11 protein-coding genes are annotated in these 16,595 nt (G+C 70.6%); 7 read left to right on the top strand and 4 right to left on the bottom strand.

Annotated elements, in window-relative coordinates; genetic code table 11:
• Positions 1–215: 215 nt before the first annotated feature.
• Genes ACIA5C_RS27575 through ACIA5C_RS27585 form a run of 3 tightly spaced genes read left to right on the top strand, consistent with a single transcriptional unit; the run spans position 216 to position 6,338 of the window.
• The gene (locus ACIA5C_RS27575; protein ID WP_396059514.1) at positions 216–2,300 is read left to right on the top strand and encodes a CDP-glycerol glycerophosphotransferase family protein; all 2,085 of its coding nucleotides are present in this window, start codon (positions 216–218) and stop codon (positions 2,298–2,300) included.
• Positions 2,297–5,605 (top strand): CDP-glycerol glycerophosphotransferase family protein, encoded by a 3,309-nt coding sequence (locus ACIA5C_RS27580; protein ID WP_396059516.1) that lies wholly within the window; start codon positions 2,297–2,299, stop codon positions 5,603–5,605. The genes ACIA5C_RS27575 and ACIA5C_RS27580 overlap by 4 nt, the downstream gene beginning before the upstream one ends.
• A 49-nt stretch (positions 5,606–5,654) precedes the next feature.
• On the top strand, positions 5,655–6,338 hold the full coding sequence (locus ACIA5C_RS27585; protein WP_396059518.1) for a GPP34 family phosphoprotein: 684 nt from the start codon (positions 5,655–5,657) through the stop codon (positions 6,336–6,338).
• A 21-nt stretch (positions 6,339–6,359) separates the two neighbouring features.
• On the opposite strand, the gene ACIA5C_RS27590 is transcribed toward ACIA5C_RS27585, so the two are convergent.
• From ACIA5C_RS27590 to ACIA5C_RS27600, 3 genes are all read right to left on the bottom strand, one after another.
• Positions 6,360–8,009: a phospho-sugar mutase gene (locus tag ACIA5C_RS27590; protein WP_396059520.1), complete on the bottom strand. Its 1,650-nt coding sequence runs from the start codon at positions 8,007–8,009 to the stop codon at positions 6,360–6,362.
• A 60-nt stretch (positions 8,010–8,069) separates the two neighbouring features.
• Complete coding sequence (locus tag ACIA5C_RS27595) at positions 8,070–8,594, bottom strand: peptidase inhibitor family I36 protein (RefSeq protein ID WP_396059522.1); 525 nt, start codon at positions 8,592–8,594, stop codon at positions 8,070–8,072.
• Between the two features lie 79 nt (positions 8,595–8,673).
• Positions 8,674–10,608, bottom strand: a complete 1,935-nt coding sequence (locus ACIA5C_RS27600; protein ID WP_396059524.1) for a serine/threonine-protein kinase — start codon at positions 10,606–10,608, stop codon at positions 8,674–8,676.
• A 206-nt stretch (positions 10,609–10,814) separates the two neighbouring features.
• Here ACIA5C_RS27600 and ACIA5C_RS27605 point away from each other — a divergent pair, with 206 nt between their 5' ends.
• Positions 10,815–12,377: a methylmalonyl-CoA mutase gene (locus ACIA5C_RS27605; RefSeq protein WP_396059526.1), complete on the top strand. Its 1,563-nt coding sequence runs from the start codon at positions 10,815–10,817 to the stop codon at positions 12,375–12,377.
• A 280-nt stretch (positions 12,378–12,657) separates the two neighbouring features.
• Positions 12,658–13,929 (top strand): amidohydrolase, encoded by a 1,272-nt coding sequence (locus tag ACIA5C_RS27610; protein ID WP_396059528.1) that lies wholly within the window; start codon positions 12,658–12,660, stop codon positions 13,927–13,929.
• A 14-nt stretch (positions 13,930–13,943) separates the two neighbouring features.
• Here the strand turns inward: ACIA5C_RS27610 and ACIA5C_RS27615 are convergent, their stop codons facing one another.
• Entirely contained in the window at positions 13,944–14,864 is a 921-nt protein-coding gene (locus tag ACIA5C_RS27615) for a DUF4349 domain-containing protein (protein WP_396059530.1), read from the bottom strand.
• Positions 14,865–14,972: 108 nt separating this feature from the next.
• Between ACIA5C_RS27615 and ACIA5C_RS27620 the strand changes: the two genes are divergently transcribed.
• On the top strand, positions 14,973–15,608 hold the full coding sequence (locus ACIA5C_RS27620; RefSeq protein ID WP_396059532.1) for an MBL fold metallo-hydrolase: 636 nt from the start codon (positions 14,973–14,975) through the stop codon (positions 15,606–15,608).
• A gap of 2 nt (positions 15,609–15,610) precedes the next feature.
• On the top strand, positions 15,611–16,537 hold the full coding sequence (locus ACIA5C_RS27625; RefSeq protein WP_396059534.1) for a hypothetical protein: 927 nt from the start codon (positions 15,611–15,613) through the stop codon (positions 16,535–16,537).
• Positions 16,538–16,595: the final 58 nt, after the last annotated feature.

Consider the following 16,595-nt stretch of genomic DNA (forward strand, 5'->3'; position numbering starts at 1 on the left):
GTGTGGCTGAACGTGGCGGACGGTGGGAAGAGATGGTACACAAGCGGCCACGCTCGCGTGAACGCCTCTTGCCCTGCAGATGACGCTACCGTGACGACGCCCGTCACTTTGCGTAACGGTCCGGTGGCCCCGAATCGACGACTCGGTCCCGAAACAACCTGGTGCTAACCTCGGGGTTCCCCTCGCGATTTCGTACGGACGGTCTGCGTTCACCCATGCCGAATTTCGTCAGCGTCGTTGTGCCCGTATGGAATGTGCAGGGCTATCTCGGCGAATCTCTAGATTCCCTTCTGCTTCAGCAGACCGTCGACGCCGAGGTGATCGCCGTCGACGACGCCTCGACCGACCACGGCGGCGAGGTGCTCGACGAGCGAGCCGCCGCCGATCCGCGACTCAGCGTGACGCACCGGACGGCCAACGGCGGCCCCGGCGCGGCCCGCAATGCCGGCCTCGAGCGGGCCACCGGTGAATACGTCTGGTTCGTCGACGGCGACGACCGCATCGTGCCCGGTGCGCTCGCCGTGATCGAGACGAAGCTCCGCGAAGAGAAGCCGGACGTACTGGTCGTCGGCGTGGCCCGCGAGCGCTGGAACCGATCGGTGACCCGGTGGAGGACGCCGGGCGAGGTGGTCCTGGGCGCCGGTGCTCTCACCCGGGCCGCGCCGCCCCTCGGCGCGCTGGTCGTCCGCCGCCAGTTCCTCCTCGACGCCGGCATCCGCTTCCGCGAGGGCTGGTACGAGGACGTGGCGTTCGGCTATGCGGTGCTCGCCCAGGCCCAGACGGTGTCGACCGTCGAACCGCCGTGCTACATCCATCGTCTCGACCGCGAAGGCTCGATCCGCACCACCCGGCCGGCCCGGCACGCCGATCTCGTCACGCAACTCGACGCCGCGCTGAGCCTGCCCGTCCTGGCGGCCGCCGAGCCGAAGGTGCGCCGGCGGGCGCTCGACCGGGCCGTCAACTCCGTTCGCCACCTCCTCGACGACGACAAGACCGGCCGTCAGGTGTTCGACCGGCTCTCCGAGCTGGTCCGCAAGCACTCCAAGGACGCGACCGGCCGCCGGATGAAGGCCATCGCGAACGGCTCCTACGGGTCATACCGGCTGCTCTTCGGATCGCGTGACCGGGCTCGCGCGGCGGTGGGCAAGGCCCGCAACGTGGTCGGCACCGGTCGTGCGCGGCTGCGCAAGCGGGCGCTGAGCCGCTACTACAAACGGGAACTCGGCCGTCCGATGGACGAGAACCTCGCCGTCTACGCGGCGTACTGGTACCGGGGCTACGCCTGCAACCCCGCGGCGATCTACGAGAAGGCCCAGGAGCTGGCCCCCGCGGTCAAGGGCGTCTGGGTGGTCAAGCCCGGCGCCACCGTGCCACCGGGTGTCAAGACGGTGAACCCGGGCACCAAGGACTACTACCGTGCCCTCGCCCGCGCCAAATACCTGATCAACAACGCCACCTTCCCGCCCGAGGTGGTGAAGCGTCCCGGCGCGATCCACGTGCAGACCCATCACGGCACCCCGCTCAAGACCATGGGCCTGGACCAGCCGAAGTTCCCGGCCTCGACGGTCGGCTACAACGCCGAGCGCATGCGCCGCAACATCGCCAAGTGGGATTTCAGCGTCACCGCCAACCGGCACACCACGCTGCTCTGGGACCGGCAGTTCCCGATCAAGGGCGAGACCCTGGAGACGGGTTACCCGCGTAACGACCGGCTCGCGCGGGCGACCCCGGCGGACACCGCGGCGGCCCGGGCCGAGCTGGGCATCGCCGACGGCGAGCGCGTGGTGCTGTACGCGCCGACGCACCGCGAGTGGCACGCCGCCTTCACCCCGGTGCTCGACGTCGACGAGCTGGCCGAGGCGCTCGGGCCCGGCACCCGGGTGCTGCTGCGCGGGCACTACTTCTACGACTCGATCGGCTTCCCGCCCCAGCACCCGCGGGTGATCGACGTCTCCACCCATCCGTCGGTCGAGCAGCTCATGATCGCCGCCGACGTGATGATCACCGACTTCTCCTCGGTGATGTTCGACTACGCGGTGCTCGACAAGCCGCTGGTGATCTTCGCGCCGGACTGGGAGGTCTACCAGGCGGTGCGTGGCGTCACGTTCGACCTCGCGACCGATCACCCGGGCACCTTCGCCCGCTCGTTCGACGAGTTGGTCGACGCGTTCGACAGCGGCCAGGTCGTCGGCGAACACGCGGCGGCCTACCGGGCCCGCTTCCGCGACCGGTTCTGCTCGCTGGAGGACGGGCACGCCGCCGAGCGGGTCGTCCGACGCGTCTTCCTGGAGGAGAAATGACTCCCGGCCTGGTCAGCGTGGTCGTGCCGATCTACAACGTCGAGCCCTTCCTGCGGGACTGCCTCGACTCGCTGCGCGCACAGACCTACCGCGACCTCGAGGTGATCCTGGTCGACGACGGGTCGACCGACGGCTGCGCGGCGATCGCCGAGGAGTTCGTGCGGGCCGACCCGCGGTTCCAGCTGATCCGCCAGGAAAACTCCGGCCTGAGCATCGCCCGCAACAACGGGCTCGAGCATGCGACGGGCGAGTTCGTCGCCTTTGTGGACAGTGACGACGTGCTGGCCGCCCATGCGTACGAATTGCTGGTGCTCGCGCTGGCCGGCGGCGCCGACTTCGCCAGCGGCGGGGTGCTGCGGCTCAGCTCCCGGGGCACCCACCAGGGCGAGCCGCACAAGACCGCGGTCAGCACCACCAACCTCAAGGCGCACGTCTCCCGCGATCACAAGCTGCTCCGCGACCGCACGATCTGGAACAAGCTCTTCCGCCGCAGTTTCTACGACCGGCACGGCTTCGAGTTCCCGCCCGGCCGCCTCTTCGAGGACGTGCCGGTCACCGTGCCGGCCCACGCGCTGGCCACGAAGGTCGCGATCGTCGCCGAGCCGATCTATTTCTGGCGGGTCCGGGAGGGCGCGGTCCTCTCGATCACCCAGTCCGATCACGACCTGCGCAACCTGGTCGACCGGTTCTATTCGGTCAACCTGACCCGCGAGAAGCTGGCCGGCTCCGGCCACCACGACCTGCTGCGGGTCTACCAGGAACAGGCGATCAGCGACAAGCTCAGCAGTTACCTCAAATTTCTGCCCGGTGCGTCGCCCGAGTTCCAGCGGACGTTCATGGAGCTCGCCACGGCGTACCTCGGCGAGCTCGACCCGGGCGCGGTCGACCGGCTTCCGCAGCCGGCCCGCGAGCATTGGCGGCTAATCCGCGAGGGCCGGCTGGGCGATCTGATCGAGCTGCTCGACACCGGTTTCCGCGCCGCGCGGACCAAGAAGCGGCCGCCGCTGGCCGCCCACGTCAAGTCGGTGACCTGGCAGGGCGACAAGCTCCAGCTGACCGGCACGCTCTCGGTGCACGGTGCTGCACCGCGCCGCCTCGGCCGGGCCCGGCTGTTCTGGCTCGCCCGCACCGGCACCCGGCGCAAACTCCCGCTCTGGGCCCGGTCCGACTCGGGGTCGGGATTCACCGTGACGATCGATCCGGCGATGATGCGGATCCGCAAGGCGTGGCGCGACAGCACCTGGCGGATCGCCGTCGCCACCGCGGCCAACCTCGAGCTGAACCGGGCGCCGGTCCGGGTGCCCGACGGCTGGGCCGAGGTGCTCCCGCGCCGGGCCGTCGCGCCGGGCGTCTGGGTCACCCCCTACCTGTCGAAGAACCAGCTGTTCCTGGGCGTCAACCGGGTCGAGGCGTGGCTGATCGGCAGCCACCGCGACGGCGACGACCTGGTGCTCGAGGGCCGGCTGCGCACGGCCCCGGCCGGCGAAGTCAAGCTGGTGCTGCGCCGGGCCAAGGGCCTGGCCGCCCGCACCGTGCCGGTCGAGGTCACCGACGGTCCCGGTTTCCGGGCCCGCATCCCGCTCGCCGAGATCGCCCTCGGTGCCGACGACGACAACCACGCCATGGGCCTCTACGCCCAGCGCCTCCCGGTCGACCTCGTCCTCGGAACCGAGACGGTAAGCCTGGTCGCCGGGGACGAATACCTGCCGACCCGGGCCGCCGCCGCTGCCGACGAGGTCTACACCGCGGTCTCCGACACCGGGAAGGTGTCGGTGTGCACGCGCCCGCTCGGCCCGGTCGTGACCGAGGTGTCGTGGAACCCGCGGGGCGTGCTCGTGCTGCGCGGCGAGAGCGGCCGCGACGTCGAAGGCGAGCTGATGCTCCGCATCCGCGGCCGGCGCCGCGACCGCACGCTGCCGCTGCGGGTCACCGGCGGCCGCTGGACGGTCGAGGTCGACCCCGAGGCGATGCCCGGCCTGGCCGGCCCGCTGCCACTGGTCGAGGGCACCTGGGACATGGCCTTCCGGAGCAACGGGCGGCACCACTCCACCATCGCGCCGCTCGGCTTCGCCGGAAGCGCGCGCGCCGTCCTGCCGCTCGCCTCGACCGCGCCCGACGGCACCGTCCGGGTGCTCAGCGGCGCCGGGGAGGAGCGGGCGATCCTGTTCGTCGGCCCGGCACCGGTCGGTACGACCACCGAGCCGCCCTCGACCGGCCTCACCGAGCCGGTCCTGCGCGACGTCGTGCTCTTCGACGGGGCGCCCGGCCGGCGCGTCGCCGACGATCCGGCCGCGCTGCTGGCCGAGCTGACCGCCCGGCCGGACGCCCCGGCCGCGCTCTGGACGACCGAGCGGGGCCAGCCCGTCCCGTCCGGGGCCGAGCCGGTCGTGCTCGGCACCGACGCCTGGCGGGCCGCGCTGCTCAACTCGCGTTGGATCGTCACCAACGACGACCTGCCGCCCTGGTTCCGGCCCCGCCCGCAGCAGGTCGTGCTGCGCCTGACCGACGGCTGGCCGATCAGCCGCATCGGTACCCTCGCGGTCGCCCACCCGCTCGGTCGTACGCTCGTCGAACAGCTGACGGCCGACGCGGGCAAGTGGACCGCGCTGGCCTCGCCCGGCCATTCGGCGACGCCGGTGCTGCGCCGGGAATTCCGCTACGACGGCCCGGTGCTCGAGTACGGCCGGCCCGCCGACGACGTGCTCCGGGCGAGGCAGCCGGAGGACGCCCGAGCCGAGGTCGCGGCGCGTCTCGGCCTGCCCGCCGACACCCGGTTCGTGCTCTACGCACCGACCCGCCGCCCGATGGAGCTGCGCAAACGCGGTTCGAGCGACCCCAGTCGCCTGCTCAACCTGACCACCACGGCGCGGGCGCTGCCCGACGGCTACCGGCTTCTCGTACGCCGTCATCCCACGCTCGACCAGGACGTCCTCGGCGTGGTCGACGGCTCGGTGGACGTCTCCGACTACCCGGGCGTGGGTGCGCTCCTGCTCGCCTCGGACGCGCTGATCACCGACTATTCGTCGCTGATCGCCGATTTCGTCACCACCGGCAAGCCGGCCCTGCTCTACGTGCCCGACCTGGCCCAGCACTCGGCCTCGCCGGGGCTCAACGTCGACCTTCAGACCAAGGCGCCCGGTCCGCTGCTGCGGACGTTCGACGAGGTGGCGGCGGCGGTGGGCGACCTGCCGCGGATCGCCGACGAGTACGAGCACGCGGCGAAGGCGTTCGCGTCCGATCACCCGACCGAGGGCACCGGACCGGCCGCCGCCCGGCTGATCGAGTGGTTGTTGACCAAGGATTAGACCGACCTGGCGATCGTGACCGGTGACCGCGGCCACTATCGTTCGTGCCATGACCTCCATACCGCTGGCCGAGGAGTTGCTCCTCCTCGCCTATGACGACCAGACCGGCAAGGCGACCGGCTCCCGCATCGGACTTGACCTCGGCATGGCCGCGGCGGTGCTGGTCGACCTCGCGCTGGCGGGCCGAATCGCGTACGTGGACGGTTTTCTCACGGTCAACGACCCCACCCCGACCGGCGACCAGATCGCCGACGCGGTGCTGGCCCGGGCCGCCGAGGACGAGCCGCACACGCCGGCCCAGTGGGTGCAGCGGCTGCGCCACCGTCTGCGCACCCGGGTCCTGGAGGACCTGATCGCGCGGGGCGTGGTCCGCGACGTGGACGAGACCCAGATGGAGTTCATCCACGTGCACCGCTACCCGACCACCGACCCGCATTACGAGGCTGAGATCCGCGTCCGGCTCACCAAGGCGCTGACCAGCGACGAGATCCCCGACGAGCGGACGGCCGCGCTGGCCACGCTGCTCACCGCGACCCGCATGGAGCCGGCGCTGCGCCTGCCGCCGGACGAGAGCGCCCGGGCGCACCAGCGCCTCGAGGAGATCGCCTCGGGTGCCGGCTTCTCGGGCGGCGCGAGCCTGGAAGACTCGATCGTCCGCCCGAGCGTCGCCCTGGTGGTGGCCACCCTCGGCCGGGCGATCTCGGCCGCCCTGGGCGCTCCCAAGCCCGCCTGACGCTCGCCCGCGGAGCGGGAACTACAAACCGAGAGCCGAGGCGACCTCCGGCCGCAAGACCTTCGCGGTCGCTTCGGCGGCCCGGCTGCGTGCGGCGGCCACATCGCCGTCGGTCACCGGCTCGACCACTTCGAGGTACGCCTTGAGCTTGGGTTCGGTGCCCGACGGCCGGATGACGACGCGTGCCCGGCCGGTGCGCAGCGTCAGCACGTCGGCCTCCGCCCGATCGGTGACCGTGACCTCGTCGCCGAGCAGGGCGGCCGGCGGGTTCGACCGGATCCGGGCCATCGCGCGGGTGATCTCGCTCAGATCGTCGACCCGCACCGACAGCTGGTCGGTGTGGTGCACGCCGAACTCGAGCGCCAGCTCGTCGAGCCGCCCGGCGAGGGAGCTGCCCGCCGCCTTGAGCCCGGCTGCCAGCTCGGCGACCAGCAGCGCGGCGGTGATGCCGTCCTTGTCGCGGACCAGGCCGGGCGCGACGCAGTAGCCGAGCGCCTCCTCGTAGCCGTACGCCAGGTCGACCGCGCCGCGGACGATCCACTTGAAGCCGGTGAGCGTCTCGGCGTAGGGCACGTCGCGGGCCTCGCACAGCGCCTTGAGCAGGGTCGACGAGACGATCGTGGTGGCATATGTCCCCGGGGTCGACCGCCGGATGAGGTGGTCGGCGAGCAGCACGCCCAGCTCGTTGCCGGTCAGCGGCCGCCAGCTGCCGGGCTCGTCGCCTTCAATGGCCACCGCGCACCGGTCGGCGTCGGGGTCGTTGGCGATCGCCAGGTCGGCTCCCCGCTCGGCGGCCAGCGCCAGCAGCAGGTCCATCGCGCCCGGCTCCTCCGGGTTGGGGAACTTGACGGTCGGGAATTCGGGGTCCGGCTCGGCCTGCTCGGCGACCACGGCCGGCAGCGGGAACCCGGCCGCGGCGAAGGCGGAGGCGAACGTGCTGCCGCCCACGCCGTGCATCGGGGTGTAGGCCACGGTCAGGTCGCGCGGACCGGACGGGTCGAGGACGGCGGCCGCGCGCCGCACGTACCCCTGAACGGTCCTCTCGTCGATCGGCGTGCCCGGCTCGCCCAGGGGGACCGCGGTCAGGTCGCCGACCGCGCGGATGGCCGCCTCGATGCCGGCGTCGGCCGGCGGCACGATCTGGGCGCCGTCGCCACCGGGGCCACCCAGCTCGCGGCCGAGATAGACCTTGTAACCGTTGTCCTGCGGCGGATTGTGGCTGGCGGTCACCATGACTCCGGCGACGGCGTCGAGCGCCCGCACCGCGTACGCCAGGACGGGCGTGGGAAACACGCCCGGCATGACCATCGCCGCGCGTCCGGCGCCGGTGGCGATCCGGGCGGTCTGCTCGGCGAACTCGCGTGAGCCGTGCCGGGCGTCGTAGCCGATCACCAGCGGGCCCTTTCCGCCCTGGGCGGCCAGCCAGTTGACCAGGCCGGTCGCGGCCCGGGTGACCACCGCGAGGTTCATGCCGTTGGGCCCGGCGCGGAGCCGGCCGCGCAGTCCGGCGGTGCCGAAGGTGAGCGGTCCGGAGAACCGGTCGCGCAACTCGTCGGCCGTGCCGGGCAGACCGGCGATCAGGTCGGTCAGCTCGGCCCGGCTCGCCGGATCGGGATCGTCGGCAAGCCAGGCCTCGGCCTGGCCCCGCAGCTCATCGGTAGGCGTCGTCACCCAGGATTGATATCACGAGCCCGGACGGCCCGGCTGGGAAGCCGGGCCATCCGCTGCTGCTCAGGTGTGGCAGAGGAACCCGTACATCAGGTCGTTGTCCGCCGTGCCCACGTTGCTGGACGAGGAGTTCGGGTATTCGGTCCACAGGATGTCGCCGCCGACCCAGTACGGCTGGACGACGCCGCTCGACTTGTTGTGCACCCAGGACGTCACATTGTTCGTGAAGTTTTCCGGCAGGGCCTGCTCGTAGCAGTCCCGGTATTGCACCCGGCGGCCGCCGTAGTTCTGCGCGTCGTAGAAGCAGAAGTAGCCCGACGGGCAGTTGTGCACGGTCGCGGCCGGCGCCAGCTTCGCGTTGAAGGAGGCGTTGGCCCGGGCGTCGAGCTTCTGATCGAGGTCGTAGACGACGGCGCCGTTCCGCCACTGCACCATGGCCGGCCCGATCTGCTCCGCACCGCCCTTGACCAGCGAGTCGATCTCGGCCTGGACCGAGGTCTTCGGTGCGGCCTGCGCAGGCGAACCGAAGGCGAGTGACGAGAGAATCAGAGCCCCGGCGGCCGCTGACAAAAGTGCCTTGAAACGCATAAATGCCTCCCCGTTAGGAAAATTCCTAGAAGGGAACCTAAGGGGAGGAATCTATGGGTGTCAATTACATTACTGAGCGTCAGGAGTCGGAGAGCTTGTAACTCGACAGCATCTCTTCGAATATCGGCTTGCTGGCCGCGAACTGATCCTCGGTCGAGGTGACGAAGAATGAGTATGCGTGCCGCCCGGTAACCACGGCGCCCCAGAGGGCGTGCCGCTCGGAGTCACCGTTGCCGCACTGGTATTCGAGGACGGCCCCGTCGTGACCGGCGATCTGCCGCGAGGAGATGCCGATCTGCTTGTACGGAGAAGGGCAGCTGGCCTTGTTGCTCTTGAGCCGGGTCGCGGCCACCTTGAGGAAGCTCTCCGGTGATCCGTTGCCGTTCTCGACCAGGATGCGTGCCTTGTGCTTGCTGTCGTCGGGATCGACGTAGTCGACGTACGACTCGCCGGTCGTCTTCTTCCACGACTTGGGCACCTTTACCGAGACGCCCTTGGCGTTGTAGATCTGGGTGTCGAACGAGGCGTTGACCGGCGCGGCCGACGACGGCCCGGCGACCGGCGGGCTGGTCTGGTCGTTGCCGCCGGTGGACGAGACGACCACGACCAGCAGGATCAGGACGGCGAGCGCGCCGCCCCCCGCGATCAGCTGCTGCTTGCGCGGCCACCCCTTGACGGTGGTGACCAGCTTGCCGGTGCCCTCCCGAACCCCGGTGACCGTCTTGTCGATCATCGCCTTGCGCTTGGCCGAGGGGCTCGCGACGACGGTGCCGCCCATCGGGGCGCCCTGCCAGGCGCCGCGCGGCGGCAGAACGCTGGTCGGGTCGGCCTGGGGCATGCCCGGCATCAGCCCGGTCGGGGTGTTCGCGGCCGGCATCATGCCGGTCGGGGTGCCCGCCGGGGCCGGCTCGGCCGCACGGCGGCGACCGCTCTTCGGGGTGTTGGTCTCCTGCAGTTTGGCCAGGTGGTCGGTGAGCGAGTCGCCCGGCGCGAGCATGGCCCGGCCACCGATCTGGCCGTTCTGCTGCGGCTGGGCCGGCTGCGGGGGGATCGCCTGCGTCTCGGCGGGCGCGGTCGCCGGCCGCTGGGAGGGTACGACCGAGTAGGGGTCGGTGTGCATGTGTGCCGGCATCTGGCTGGCCAGCGGACCGGCCAGCTGCTGGCGCAGCAGGGTGCGCGCGGTCTGCACGTCCATCCGGCGGGCCGGGTTCTTCTCGAGCAGGCCCATCAGCACCGGGGCGAGCGAGCCGGCCCGCACGGCCGCCGCCGGCGGGTCCTCCACCACGGCGTGCATGGTCTCGATCGGGTCGCCCTTGTCGAACGGGGGCCGGCCCTCGACCGCGGTGAAGAGCGTGACGCCGAGCGAGAACAGGTCGCTGGGCGGGCCGAACTCGTTGCCCATGGCCCGCTCGGGGGAGATGAAGTGCGGCGAGCCGAGCACCATGCCGGGCGTGGTCAGCTGCACGTCGGTGGGCATGCGGGCGACGCCGAAGTCGGTCAGCACGCAGCGCCCATCGTTGCAGATCAGCACGTTGGCCGGCTTGACATCGCGGTGCAGCACGCCGTGCGCGTGCGCGACCTCGAGCGCGCCGAGCAGCGCGATGCCGATCTTGGCGACGACCCGGGGCGCGATCGGCCCGTCCTCGATCACCATGTCGGCCAGGCTGCGGGCGTCGAGCAGCTCCATGACGATCCACGGCCGGCCGTTCTCATGAACGACGTCGTAGACCTGCACCACGGCGGGGTGCTGGAGCGCGGCGGCCGCCCGAGCCTCGCGCATGGTCCGCTCGTACATCGCGTCGCGGTCGCTGGGGGCCAGACCGGGCGGAAGGACGACTTCCTTGATCGCCACGTCACGGCGGAGCAGGGTGTCGGCCGCGCGCCACACGGTGCCCATGCCGCCGTGTCCCACGGCGGCGCGCAACGTGTATCGCCCGCCGATGAGTGTGCCCGGGGCCGCGCGTCCGCTGGTGGGAGCGGGATTACCACTGCTCCACGTCGGAATTTGAGTCACTGAGAATGCCACCGAGGGGATGTAGGGGCTGTCGGACCAACCCCGCTATCTTGCCCGGAGCGGGGGTCGATTTGAAAGCCGGTGCGGGTGTGTTCCCGAAGGTTCGACCGTGAGTTACCGAGAGATCGCGCCGAGTCGACCTTTTCGGACGCTGAGTACAAAAACCCTCACGCGTCCCCGCCTGAACGAAGGTTAGGATCGCGCGTGTGAACGCGGAATCGGGATTCGAGATCAAGCCGGTCTACCACCCGGGCGACGTCGGTGACGCGCCGATCGGGGAGCCCGGCGAATTCCCCTACACCCGCGGTGTTTATCCCACCATGTACACCGAACGCCCGTGGACGATGCGGCAATATGCCGGTTTCGGCACCGCAGCCGAGTCCAACGCGCGCTACCACCAGCTGCTGGCCGCGGGCACGATGGGCCTCTCGGTCGCCTTCGATCTGCCGACCCAGATGGGCTACGACTCCGACGACCCGATCGCGCACGGCGAGGTCGGCAAGGTCGGGGTGGCGATCGACTCGCTCGACGACATGCGGCGGCTGTTCGACGGCATCCCGCTCGATCAGGTGTCGACGTCGATGACGATCAACGCGCCCGGCTCGGTGCTGCTCCTGCTCTATCAGCTGGTGGCCGAGGAGCACGGGGTGCCCGGCGCGGCCCTTTCCGGCACGATCCAGAACGACATCCTCAAGGAATACATCGCCCGCGGCACCTACATCTTCCCGCCCAAGCCCTCGCTGCGGCTGGTCGCCGACACCTTCGCCTACTGCCGCACCGAGATCCCGAAGTGGAACACCATCTCGATCTCGGGCTACCACATGGCCGAGGCCGGAGCCACGCCCGCGCAGGAGATCGCGTTCACGCTGGCCAACGGCATGGAGTACGTGCGGACCGCCCTCGCCGCCGGCCTCGCGGTGGACGACTTCGCGCCCCGGCTCTCGTTCTTCTTCGTCGCCCGCACCACGCTGCTCGAAGAGATCGCCAAGTTCCGGGCCGCCCGGCGCATGTGGGCCCGCATCATGCGCGACGAGTTCGGCGCGCGAGATCCCAAATCGCTGATGCTGCGGTTCCACACGCAGACCGCGGGCGTCCAGCTGACCGCCCAGCAGCCCGAGGTCAACCTGGTGCGGGTGGCGATCCAGGCGCTCGGCGCGGTCGCCGGCGGCACCCAGTCGCTGCACACCAACGCCTACGACGAGGCGCTCGCGCTGCCGACCGAGAAGTCGGCCCGGCTGGCTCTGCGCACCCAGCAGGTGCTCGCCTACGAGACCGGCCTGACCGGCACGGTCGACCCGTTCGCCGGGTCGTACGCGATCGAGACGATGACCGACGAGGTGGAGGCGGAGGCGGTCGCGCTCATCGAGCGGGTCTTCTCGTACGGCAGTGCGGTCGACGCGATCGAGCAGGGCTTCCAGAAGCAGGAGATCGAGACGTCGGCGTACCGCATCGCCAACGAGATCGACAACGGTGACCGGGTCGTGGTGGGGGTCAACCGCTTCGCCGCCGACTCCGAGGAGCGCTACGAGCCGCTCCGGGTCGACCCGGCGATCGAGTCGGCGCAAGTCGCCCGACTGACGGAATTGCGGTTGAAACGAGACGGCTCGGCGGTGGAACGTGCACTGGCGGATTTGGCGAAGGCCGCCGGGGGAACTGAGAACGTTTTACCTTTGATGAAAGAGGCATTGCGTCTTCGTGCGACCGTTGGCGAGGTGTGTCACACGTTGCGTGAGGTGTGGGGCACCTACCAGCCGGTGGAGCATTTCTAGAACGACCGGGCGCGGATCGAAGGGGTAGACGTTGAACCGCGTCACCTCTCGGATTCGTTACCCGTTGTAGGAGGTGAGGGGCACCATGCTGCGTGGGAATGACACCCCCGGCACCGCTTCCCCCTCTTCCCAGCAGGGCTTTCGTGACCCAGCGCGACCCGATGCGTACGGGAATGGCGTTGCACAGCGTCACCAAAGACGGTCTAAGCTGTCGCGCGTTGCGGAAACCCGACAAAACTTCAAGAGTGCTGTTCCAGCACCAACAGATTTGGAAGCCGACGTGACTACTGCTCTGGAGGCGCCCGAGGGTGCCGAATTCAAGGGCGCTCCGACACCCTGGCCCGGGCTGCTGCCCGGAGCGGAACCCCTTCCCGGCCAGCTCGACCGCTGGCTCGCCGCGCGGGGTGCGGAGCTGGTAGCCATTCGTCGGCACATGCACGCCCACCCCGAGCCGTCGTACCACGAGTTCGAGACCGCCGCGACTGTCGCCCGCGAGCTCGCCATGGCCGGTCTGTCGCCCCAGCTTCTGCCCAAGGGCAACGGCGTGATCTGCGACATCGGCACCGGCGACCGGGTGATCGCGTTCCGGGCCGATCTCGACGCGCTGCCCCTGCAGGATCTCAAGGACGTGCCCTACCGCTCCACGGTGGACGGTGTGGCGCACGCCTGCGGTCACGACGTGCACACCACGGTGATGCTCGGCCTCGGCCTGGCCCTGGCGCAGCTCCACGAGCAGGGCGAACTGCCCGGCCGGATCCGCCTGATCTTCCAGCCGGCGGAGGAGGCCGTGCCGTCGGGTGCACCCGGCGTGATCGCGGACGGGGTGCTCAAGGACGTCGCCGCGATCTTCGCGCTGCACTGCTACCCGCAACTGCCGGCCGGCCTGGTCGGGGTGCGCTCGGGCCCGTTCACCGCGGCCGCCGACACCATCGACGTCAAGCTGACCGGTCCCGGCGGGCACACCGCCCGGCCGCATCTGACCGCCGATCTGGTGTACGCGCTCGGCCGGATCATCGTCGACGTGCCGTCGCTGCTCGATCGCCGCATCGACCCGCGGGCCGGGGTATCGATGGTCTGGGGCGCAGTGCACGCCGGCAAGGCGTTCAACGCGATCCCCGGCGAGGGTGAGCTGCGCGGCACCGTGCGCATCCTCAACCGGGACGCCTGGCGGACCGTTCCCGAGCTGATCACCAAGCTGATCGAGGACGTGGTGGCGCCGACCGGGGCCAAGGTCGAGATCGGCTACCACCGCGGCGTGCCGCCGGTGATCAACGACCGGATGGCCACCGCGATCATCGCCGGTGCGGCCGGCGCGGCGCTGGGCCCCGAACGAGTCGTCGAGGCCGAGCTCAGCATGGGTGGCGAGGACTTCGCGTTCTACCTCGACCACGTGCCCGGTTCCATGATCCGGCTCGGCACCGCGGCACCCGGCTCCGACGTGAAGCACGACCTGCACCAGGGCGACTTCGACGTCGACGAGAGCGCAATCGGCTACGGCGTGCGGGTCATGCTGCACACCGCGCTGGCGGCGCTCTCCACCGGCGCCTTCTGATTTTCCAGCGGCGATCAGGTGTCGGCCGGGGCCGTTTCGGCCCCGGCCGATTCCGTACGCGGTGAGCCCCGCCCCCGCCGCATCCGACGCACCAGGTAGTAGATCGCCCCGGCCGGCAAGCCGATCACCAGCGCCCAGGGCAGCACCGCCCCGAGCACGGTCAGCACCACCCTGAGCGAGGCGAGCAGCGCGTGCCATCCGGCCGCCAGACCGCCGACGAACCCGTGCTTCTCGGCTTGGGGTTTCGGCGGCGGCGCCTGCTCGTTGAGCAGCGTGACCGAGATCGTGGACAGCGCCACCAGATCGGCCAGGTGCCGCTTCTTGGCCTGCAGCGACGCCAGGTCGGACTCCCGGGTCGCCACCTCCTTCTCCAGCATCACCAGGTCACTGAGCGATTTGGCCGAGGCGAGCAGCTTGCGGCCGCTGTCGACCCGGGCCTGCTGGACGGAGATGCGGGCGTCGAGGTCGACCGTCTGCTCGGTGACGTCCTCGGTGCTGATCTGCCGGGACTCCTCGGTGCCCAGTTTGGACAGCTGGTCGACCACGGTGCGGAACTTGTCGGCCGGAATCCGCAGCTGCATCGTGGCGGTGTCGTTGCCCGAGCTGCGATCGCGGTTGTCCGCGCCGATGAAACCACCGGCGACCTGCGCGATGCCGGTGACCTGGGAGGCGGCGGCGGTGACGTCCCGGACACGTACGGACATCGCGCCGGTATAGATGATCGAACGCTGGTCGACGCTCAGGTCGGGACTGTCTTTCGCGGTCGCCCCGTCGACCTGGTCGGGTGCTTTCTCGGGTGCCGCGGCCATGCCCCCGCCGGAGGCCGACGCCTTGTCGGTACTGGCGTTGTTGCCGGCGCTGCAGCCGGTCACCACCAGCCCGGCGAGCAGCAACGAACCGGCCAGAAATATCGTTCTTCGGTAATTGGCAGTCATGTTTCCCCCATCCCCGTGACGGCGTGCCACCTCAGACGTGCGGCAATGCGGGGGTGGTTCCGGCAGACTGCGAACTGACGCATTACGAATCGGCAGCGGAGGAGTCCCGTGCGAATCACGAAGTACAGCCATTCCTGCCTACGGGTCGAGGGCGACGGGGTGCTCGTGGTCGACCCCGGCGTGTTCAGCGAGCGGTCGGCGCTCGACGGGGTGGACGCCGTTCTGGTGACCCACGAGCACCCCGACCACATCGCGGTCGCGGCCGTCGTCGAGGCCGCCCAGCAGCGGCCCGGGCTGCACGTCTACGCCCACCCCGACGTGCTCGCGCTGCTCGCCGACTTCCCGGGCGAGACCGTGCCGGTGGAGCCGGGCCAGAGGTTCACGGCGGTCGGCCTCAACATCACGGCGTACGGCGGGCAGCACGCGGTGATCCACCCGGACATCCCCCGGATCACCAACGTGGCTTACCTGGTCGACGACGGGTCGACGAATTTCTATCACCCGGGCGACTCGTTCCAGGTTCCCGAGGGGGCGTCGGTCGAGACCCTGTTCGCGCCCTTGCACGCGCCCTGGGCCAAGGTCTCCGAGACGATCGACTTCGTCCGGCAGGTCAAGCCGGGCCGGGCCTTCGCGCTGCACGACGCGCTGCTCAAGGAGAACGGCGCCGGGCTGTACGACAACCTCCTGGGCAACCTCGGCGGCACCGATTACGCGCGGCTCGCGCCCGGCACGGTTCTCGCCTGACCATGCCGAGCAGCGCCACCGACGACCTCATCCGGCGGCTCTACGAGTCGCCGCCGGAGGGCTTCGTCGCGGCCCGGACGGCCGCGGTCAACGACGCCCGGAAAGCCGGCGACCGGGACACCGCCAAGCGCCTGGCCGCCCTCAAGAAGCCGACCGTGGCCGCTTGGGTGGTCAACCTGCTCGCGCTGCGCCGCCCGGAGCTGATCGAGGAGCTGGTCGAGCTCTCCGGTGCGCTCCGCGAGGCGCAGCGCGGCTTGAAGGGCGACCAGTTGCGCGAGCTGACCGCCCAGCGCCGGCAGGTGGTCTCGGCGCTCGTCTCCTCGGCCCGTCAGCTGGCTCAGGCCGAGGAGCCCGGCATCAAGCTGCCGCTCGGGGAGGTCGAGGCGACGCTGAGCGCGGCGCTGGCCGAGCCGGACGTGGCGGCCCAGGTGCGTACCGGGCGGCTGATCCGGTCGGCCACCTACGCCGGTTTCGGTGAGGTGCCCCGCCCGCGTCTGCGACTGGTCACCGACTCGGACGACACGGACGAGGCCGAGACCGGGGAGGGGGATGCGGACGCCGAGGTCATCGAGCTGCCGAATGCCGCTCGGGAGAAGGCGGCCAACGCCGTTGCCGAGCGCCGTCGCCGGGAGCGCGAGCAGCGCAAACGGGAACTGCGGCGGGAACTCGGTGCGGCCGAGGCGGCCGAACAGCGGGCCGACAAGCAGGTCGAGCGCGCGGAGTCCGCCGAGCGGGACGCCGAGCACCTGGTCGAGGACCTCGACGCCGAGCTGGCGGAACTGGAGCGACGGCGTACCGAAGCACAGGCCGACGTTGCTCGGCGCAAGCTGGCCCGCCGGACCGCGGAGCGGGAGGCCGCCGCCGCGAGGCGGCGCGTGGGTGACGTCCAGGCGGCGATCGAAGATCTGGAAGGCGACGATTCCGATTGATCCCTCTCCTCGCCGACCGCCCCGCCCGGCACCCCTGATCGAGAAAAGACCGTTCGAA

Origin of the sequence: Actinoplanes sp. NPDC051343, assembly GCF_044455125.1 — a bacterium.
Classification (GTDB): Bacteria; Actinomycetota; Actinomycetes; order Mycobacteriales; family Micromonosporaceae; genus Actinoplanes.

Coding starts and splice junctions, on each gene's coding strand:
- ACIA5C_RS27575 (WP_396059514.1), top strand. CDS start 216: ATGCCGAATTTCGTCAGCGTCGTTGTGCCCGTATGGAATGTGCAGGGC.
- ACIA5C_RS27580 (WP_396059516.1), top strand. CDS start 2,297: ATGACTCCCGGCCTGGTCAGCGTGGTCGTGCCGATCTACAACGTCGAG.
- ACIA5C_RS27585 (WP_396059518.1), top strand. CDS start 5,655: ATGACCTCCATACCGCTGGCCGAGGAGTTGCTCCTCCTCGCCTATGAC.
- ACIA5C_RS27595 (WP_396059522.1), bottom strand. CDS start 8,594: ATGCGTTTCAAGGCACTTTTGTCAGCGGCCGCCGGGGCTCTGATTCTC.
- ACIA5C_RS27615 (WP_396059530.1), bottom strand. CDS start 14,864: ATGACTGCCAATTACCGAAGAACGATATTTCTGGCCGGTTCGTTGCTG.
- ACIA5C_RS27625 (WP_396059534.1), top strand. CDS start 15,611: ATGCCGAGCAGCGCCACCGACGACCTCATCCGGCGGCTCTACGAGTCG.